6 protein-coding genes are annotated in these 7,030 nt (G+C 71.3%); all 6 read right to left on the reverse strand.

Annotation, left to right across the window (positions count from 1 at the left end; all coding sequences use genetic code 11):
• Positions 1 to 2 precede the first annotated feature (2 nt).
• Entirely contained in the window at positions 3 to 2,621 is a 2,619-nt protein-coding gene (gene clpB, locus ACRDP3_RS09395; RefSeq protein ID WP_431516405.1) for an ATP-dependent chaperone ClpB, read from the reverse strand.
• A gap of 151 nt (positions 2,622 to 2,772) precedes the next feature.
• Positions 2,773 to 3,603: a trypsin-like serine peptidase gene (locus ACRDP3_RS09400; protein WP_431516406.1), complete on the reverse strand. Its 831-nt coding sequence runs from the start codon at positions 3,601 to 3,603 to the stop codon at positions 2,773 to 2,775.
• Positions 3,604 to 3,712: 109 nt separating this feature from the next.
• A complete protein-coding gene (locus ACRDP3_RS09405; RefSeq protein ID WP_431516407.1) occupies positions 3,713 to 4,165 on the reverse strand; it encodes a heat shock protein transcriptional repressor HspR in 453 nt (150 codons plus the stop codon).
• Position 4,166: 1 nt separating this feature from the next.
• Positions 4,167 to 5,369, reverse strand: coding sequence for a molecular chaperone DnaJ (dnaJ, locus tag ACRDP3_RS09410; RefSeq protein WP_431516408.1), 1,203 nt, complete (start codon positions 5,367 to 5,369; stop codon positions 4,167 to 4,169).
• Positions 5,370 to 5,435: 66 nt separating this feature from the next.
• Entirely contained in the window at positions 5,436 to 6,140 is a 705-nt protein-coding gene (grpE, locus tag ACRDP3_RS09415) for a nucleotide exchange factor GrpE (RefSeq protein ID WP_431516409.1), read from the reverse strand.
• Positions 6,137 to 7,030: Hsp70 family protein (locus ACRDP3_RS09420; RefSeq protein ID WP_431516410.1), on the reverse strand; the 894-nt coding region annotated here is incomplete at its 5' end. The genes grpE and ACRDP3_RS09420, both read right to left, overlap by 4 nt.

Below are 7,030 nucleotides of genomic sequence, written 5' to 3' on the forward strand. Positions count from 1 at the left end.
CGTCAGGGCTGCTCGGCGGCGGTGCCGACGACCAGGCCCGGCCGGTCCGCGATGTGGTCGACCCGCACCGTGTCGCCGTCCCGCACCTCGCCGGACAGGATCTCGCGGGCCAGCTGATCGCCGATCGCCGTCTGGACGAGGCGGCGCAGCGGCCGGGCACCGTAGGCCGGATCGTTGCCCTCCTCGGCCAGCCAGGCCAGCGCGGCGGGGGTGACGTCCAGGTCGAGGCGCCGGTCGCCGAGCCGCCGCCGCAGGGCGTCGATCTGCAGCCCGGCGATGCGGCTCAGCTCCTTTTCGCCGAGAGCGGAGAAGACGACCACGTCGTCGAGCCGGTTGAGGAACTCGGGCCGGAAGGCGGCGCGCACCGCGGCCAGTACCTGCTCGCGCTTCTCCTCCTGCTTGCTGAGGGGGTCGGTCAGGTGCTGGCTGCCCAGGTTGGAGGTGAGGACCAGGATGGTGTTGCGGAAGTCCACGGTCCGCCCCTGCCCGTCCGTGAGCCGGCCGTCGTCGAGGACCTGGAGCAGGACGTCGAAGACGTCGTGGTGCGCCTTCTCCACCTCGTCCAGCAGCACGACCGTGTACGGGCGCCGCCGCACCGCCTCGGTCAGCTGGCCGCCCTCCTCGTACCCGACGTAGCCGGGTGGGGCGCCCACCAGCCGGGCCACCGAGTGCTTCTCGCCGTACTCGCTCATGTCGATGCGGACCATCGCCCGCTCGTCGTCGAAGAGGAAGTCCGCGAGCGCCTTGGCCAGTTCGGTCTTGCCCACGCCGGTCGGGCCGAGGAAGAGGAAGGAGCCGGTCGGACGGTCGGGGTCGGCGACGCCGGCCCGGGAGCGGCGGACGGCGTCGGAGACGGCCCGTACGGCCTCGGTCTGGCCGATCAGCCGCCTGCCCAGCTCGTCCTCCATGCGCAGCAGCTTCTGCGTCTCGCCCTCCAGCAGCCGGCCGGCCGGGATGCCGGTCCAGGCGGCGACGACGTCCGCGATGTCGTCGGGGCCGACCTCCTCCTTGACCATCGTCTGACGGGCCTCGCGGGGCTGTGACGCGGCCTCCTCCTCGGCGGCCGACGCCTCAGCCAACTCCTGTTCCAGGCCCGGGATCTCCCCGTACAGCAGCTGCGAGGCGGACTCGAAGTCGCCGTCGCGCTGCGCCCGTTCGGCCTGGCCGCGCAGCTCGTCCAGCCGCTCCTTCAGCTCACCGACGCGGTTGAGGCCCTGCTTCTCCTTCTCCCAGCGCGCGGTCAGGCCGCGCAACTCCTCTTCGCGATCGGCCAGCTCGCGGCGCAGCCGCTCCAGGCGCTGTACGGAGCCGGGGTCGGTCTCGTTCGCCAGCGCCAGCTCCTCCATCTTCAACCGGTCGACGGCGCGCTGGAGTTCGTCGATCTCGACCGGCGAGGAGTCGATCTCCATGCGCAGCCGGGACGCGGCCTCGTCGACGAGGTCGATGGCCTTGTCCGGCAGGAAGCGGGAGGTGATGTAGCGGTCGGAGAGGGCGGCGGCGGCCACCAGGGCGCCGTCCGCGATCTGGACCTTGTGGTGTGCCTCGTACCGGCCCTTGAGTCCGCGCAGGATCGCGATGGAGTCCTCCACGGTCGGCTCCGCGACCAGCACCTGCTGGAAGCGGCGCTCCAGTGCGGCGTCCTTCTCGATCCGCTCGCGGTACTCGTCCAGCGTCGTGGCGCCGACCATCCGCAGCTCGCCGCGGGCCAGCATCGGCTTGAGCATGTTGCCCGCGTCCATCGCGGAGTCGCCGCCGGCGCCCGCGCCGACGACCGTGTGCAGCTCGTCGATGAAGGTGATGATCCGGCCGTCGCTCTCCTTGATCTCCGACAGCACGGTCTTGAGCCGTTCCTCGAACTCGCCCCGGTACTTCGCGCCGGCGACCATCGCGCCCAGGTCGAGGGAGACCAGGCGCTTGTCGCGCAGCGACTCGGGCACGTCGCCCTTCACGACCCGCTGGGCCAGGCCCTCCACCACCGCGGTCTTGCCGACGCCTGGCTCGCCGATGAGCACGGGATTGTTCTTCGTACGGCGCGAGAGCACCTGCACCACACGGCGGATCTCCTGGTCCCGGCCGATGACCGGGTCGAGCTTGCCCTCGCGGGCGGCGGCGGTGAAGTCGGTGCCGAACTTCTCCAGCGCCTTGTACGTGCCCTCCGGGTCGGGGGTGGTCACGCGGCGGCTGCCGCGGGTGTCCTGGAAGGCGGCGAGCAGTTTCTTGTCGGTGGCGCCGTGCTCCTTGAGGAGGTCGGCCGTGGGGCCGCCCTTGGCGGCGATGCCGATCAGCAGGTGTTCGGTGGAGACGTAGGCGTCGCCCAGCTCCTTCGCCCGCTGGGTGGCGTCCGCGATGACCGCCAGCAGCGCGCGGTCGGGCTGCGGCTTGCCGACGGTCGAGCCCTGGACGCTGGGCAGCGCGGCGAGCCTGCGCTCGGCGCCCGAGCGGAGCGCGGCCTGATCGGCCTCGGCGGCGGCGATCAGGTCCGAGACGTTCTCGTTGTCCTCGCCCTGGAGCAGGGAGAGCAGCAGATGGGCCGGTGTGATGTCGGGGTGCCCGTCGGTGACGGCGCGGTCGCTGGCCCCGCTGATCGCTTCCCGGCTCTTGTTGGTCAGCTCGGCGTCCACTGGCGTGCGTGCCTCCTGTCGTCGTCGTACCTGCGCTGTCGCTGTCGCCGAACTGTCGCTGCCAGTGTGGGCATCCAGCAAGTTGAGTCCACTTCACTCAACTGTAAGGGGACCGGAATCGTTCCCCTGACGGGCGGTACCCCGACGAGGATCAGTGCCGCGTGCTCGCCTTCCCGTCGACGGCGCCGATCCGCTGGAGGACCGCCCCGGCCGCCTTCGGGTACGGGCGCCCCAGCAGCTCGTCCGCGGACCCGACCGAGGTCACGGCCACCAGCGTTCCGGCGCCTCGGGACTCGTCGAAGTCGCGCAGCCAGGGGCCGCCGCTGACGCCCTGGGTGAGCCGGCACGGCCGCAGCGACAGGGTGCCCACACTGGAGGCGGCGATCTCGCCGTGCCGGTAGCGGTGCGCGTGGCCGGCGCAGTAGTTGAGCGTCTCCCCGTCGTAGGGCGAGGTGACCGGATAGCCGAGGGTGACGGTGGTGCCGCTGCCGACCGGTTCGGTCCGCAGGGTGTTGGCCCCGTAGGCGTCCTGGATGGTCCGCCCGCCGCGCCGCTCCATCTTCAGGAACGCCCAGTCGTTCCGGAGGACCGAGTCCAGATCCTTGTTCACGTCCCAGCCGGGCGCCATCGTCCACGACCGGACCTTCCACCCCTTGTCGATGACGGCCTGCGGCCCGCCGCCGCCGTCGTAACCGGGCTGGAAGTACATCGACTCCGGCAGCTGCGGGCGCTCCGGGCTGGCGATGCAGTGCGCCGCCGTGGCGACGACGCTGCCGTTCGGGGCGTCGATGACGGCGGCCGAGCACGACTCGGCCTGGTTGCCGGGAAGCTTCGCGACGAGCTTGCCGACGGTCCTGACGGTTCCCCGCGGCCACGCGTCCCCGGCGGAGGCCGGCACCGGCGGGGCGGGCACCGCACCCATGACGGCGAAGGCCGTGGTGCAGGTCATGAGAGCGGCCACGGCCGCGCGTGTCGACGTCATGCCCCCACGCTGGGGCTCCGCCCGCCCAGGCACCAACCTCACACACCTGATCGGGTTAATCCGCTGGGCTCCCGGCCTCGCGGGAACGGGCGGGGGCCGCGCCCGAGGATCAGTCGCGGCGCTTCTTGGGGCGCCAGACCACCAGCGCGCCGGACTGGTGTACGTCCTCGTAGGGGACCAGGTCGCGGCGGTACGACGCGTGCACCTGGGCCTCGCGCTGCTGCATGGCCGCCGCCGCGCCCTCGACCGTCTGCTGGAGTTCGGCGACGCGGGACTGGAGCGCGGTCACCTGGTTCTCCAGTTCGATGATGCGCTTGATGCCCGCGAGGTTGATGCCCTCGGTCTGGCTCAGGTCCTGCACCTGCCGGAGCAGTTCGATGTCCCGCGCGGAGTAGCGACGCCCACGTCCGGGCGTACGGTCCGGCGAGACCAGGCCGAGGCGGTCGTACTGGCGCAGCGTCTGCGGGTGCAGTCCCGAGAGCTGGGCGGCGACCGAGATGACGTAGACCGGCGACTCCTCGGTCAGCTGGTAAGGGTTGCGTCGTCCGCCTCGGCCGTCCACCTCAGTCTCCCTTCGCGGCCTTGAACAGCGCCGCCCGCGGGTCCTCCGCCGACGTCGCGTCGCGGAAGGACTCCAGGATGTCCTTCGCCTTCTCGCTCAGGTCCTTCGGTACGGACACGTCGATGGTGACCAGCAGGTCGCCGCGAGTGCCGTCCTTGCGGACCGCGCCCTTGCCGCGGGCCCGCATGGTGCGGCCGCTCGGGGTGCCGGGCGGCAGCTTGAGGGTGACGGGCGGGCCGCCGAGGGTGGGCACCTTGATCTCGCCGCCGAGGGCCGACTCCGGGAAGGTGACGGGGACCGTCACCGTCAGGTTGTCGCCCCTGCGCCCGAAGACCGGATGCCGGTCGACGTGCACGACGACGTAGAGGTCGCCGCCCGGGCCGCCGCGTTCGCCGGGGGCGCCCTTGCCGCGCAGCCGGATGCGTTGCCCGTCGCTGACTCCCGCCGGAATGCGGACCTGCATGGTGCGCGAACTCGTCGCCCGCCCCGACCCCTTGCACTTCTCACAGGGGTCCTGGGCGATCAACCCGCGGCCCTTGCAGTCCACGCACGGGTCGGTCAGCGAGAAGCCGCCACCGCCACCGCGCGATACCTGGCCGGTCCCCACGCAGGTGGGGCACACCCGCGGGGTGCCGTTCTTGTCGCCCGTACCCGCGCAGGCCTTGCACGCCGCCGAGGAGGACATCCGCAGCGGGACCGTGGCCCCGTCCACCGCCTCGGTGAAGCTGAGCGTCACCTCGGACTCGATGTCCTGGCCGCGCCGCGGCTGCGTACGGGTGGTACCGGCGCCGCCGCGGTTGAACAGACCGCCGAAGACGTCACCGAGACCGCCGCCGAAACCGCCCGCGCCGCCCGGACCGCCGGCGCCTCCGCCCGGCTGGCCGCCCCCGAAGAGGTCGCTCAGATCGAAGTTGAAGGAGCCCGCGCCGCCCGGGCCACCCGGACCGCCGGTCCGCAGACCGCCGTTGCCGAAGAGGGTGCGCGCCTCGTCGTACTCCTTGCGGCGCTTGCCGTCGCCGAGTACGTCGTACGCCTCGGAGGCGTCCTTGAAACGCTCCTCGGCCTTGGTGTCACCCCGGTTGGCGTCCGGGTGGTTCTCCCGGGCGAGCTTGCGGTACGCCTTCTTGATCTCGGCCTCGGTGGCGTCCTTCGGGACGCCGAGGACCTTGTAGTAGTCCTTCTCGATGAAGTCCTTGGTACTCATCCGCGGCGTCCCTCCTTCCCATCGAAGCCGTGCTCACCACTGCGATCACTGCGGTCACTGCCGGGGTCAGCCCTGGTCAGGACCACCGTTCTCCTCTTCGTCGGCCGGTTCCTCGCCGCCCGGTCCCTGGGCGCCCGGCTGCGGCTCGGCGACGCCGACCCGGGCGGGCCGGATCGTACGCTCGCCGATCCGGTACCCGGGCTGGAGGACCTGCACGCACGTCGTCTCCGTGACATCAGGCGAGTACGAGTGCATCAGCGCCTCATGGACCGTCGGGTCGAAGGGCTCGCCCTCCTTGCCGAACTGCATCAGGCCCATCTTGGCCGCGACCAGCTCCAGTGACTCGGCGACCGACTTGAAGCCGCCCACCAGCTCACCGTGGTCACGCGCCCGGCCGATGTCGTCGAGCACGGGGAGCAGTTCCGTCAGCAGGTTCGCGACGGCGACTTCCTTGACCGCGACACGGTCACGGTCGACCCGGCGGCGGTAGTTCTGGAACTCCGCCTGGAGCCGCTGCAGATCCTGCGTGCGCTCGTGCAGCGCGGTACGCGTCTGGTCGAGCTGCGCGGTCAGCGCGGCTTCCTTGTCGAGCTGGCCGGCCTGGTCACCCTGGTCGGCCTGGTCCTTCTCGGTCACGTCCCCGGCCGGGGCCGCCGGCCCCTCCGCCTCGTCGGTGGAGGGTCCGGCGGCCTGCGCCGCAGCGTCATCGGGCTGTGCGGCTTCGGCGGGGACATCAGACTTCTGATCGAAGCCCGGGGTCTCCTCCGTCACGCGGCACCATCCTTCGGCTTCTGCTCGTCGTCGACGATCTCGGCGTCCACCACGTCCTCGTCACCGCCGTCGGCCTTGGCGTGACCGGCACCGGCGTCCGCTCCCGCGGCACCGGCCTGCGCGCCCTCGGCGCCGCCCTGGGCGGCCTGCGCGTCGGCGTACATCGCCTCGCCCAGCTTCTGGCTGGTCGCGGCGACCTTCTCGCTGGCCTCGCGGATCGCGGCGGTGTCCTCGCCCTTGAGCTTCTCCTTGAGGTCCTCGGTCGCGGTCTCGACCTCGGTCTTGATCGCCTCGGGGACCTTCTCCTCGTTGTCCTTGAGGAACTTCTCGGTCGTGTAGACGAGCTGCTCGGCCTGGTTACGCGTCTCGGCGGACTCGCGGCGCTTGGAGTCCTCGTCGGCGTACTGCTCGGCGTCGCGCATCATGCGCTCGATGTCGTCCTTCGGCAGCGCCGAGCCGCCGGTGACGGTCATCCGCTGCTCCTTGCCAGTGCCGAGGTCCTTCGCGGAGACGTGCATGATGCCGTTCGCGTCGATGTCGAAGGTGACCTCGATCTGCGGCACGTTGCGCGGGGCGGGCGGCAGACCGGTCAGCTCGAACATGCCGAGCTTCTTGTTGTACGCCGCGATCTCGCGCTCACCCTGGAAGACCTGGATCTGCACCGACGGCTGGTTGTCCTCGGCCGTGGTGAAGGTCTCCGAACGCTTCGTCGGAATCGTGGTGTTGCGCTCGATCAGCTTGGTCATGATGCCGCCCTTGGTCTCGATACCGAGGGACAGCGGGGTGACGTCCAGCAGCAGGACGTCCTTGACCTCGCCCTTGAGCACGCCGGCCTGCAGGCTGGCGCCGATGGCGACGACCTCGTCCGGGTTGACGCCCTTGTTGGCGTC

Source organism: Streptomyces sp. (assembly GCF_050698815.1).
Taxonomy (GTDB): Bacteria; Actinomycetota; Actinomycetes; order Streptomycetales; family Streptomycetaceae; genus Streptomyces.

Excerpts from the sequence above, each read along its gene's own strand:
- ACRDP3_RS09400 (WP_431516406.1), bottom strand. The coding sequence starts at position 3,603 with ATGACGTCGACACGCGCGGCCGTGGCCGCTCTCATGACCTGCACCACG.
- dnaJ (WP_431516408.1), bottom strand. The coding sequence starts at position 5,369 with ATGAGTACCAAGGACTTCATCGAGAAGGACTACTACAAGGTCCTCGGC.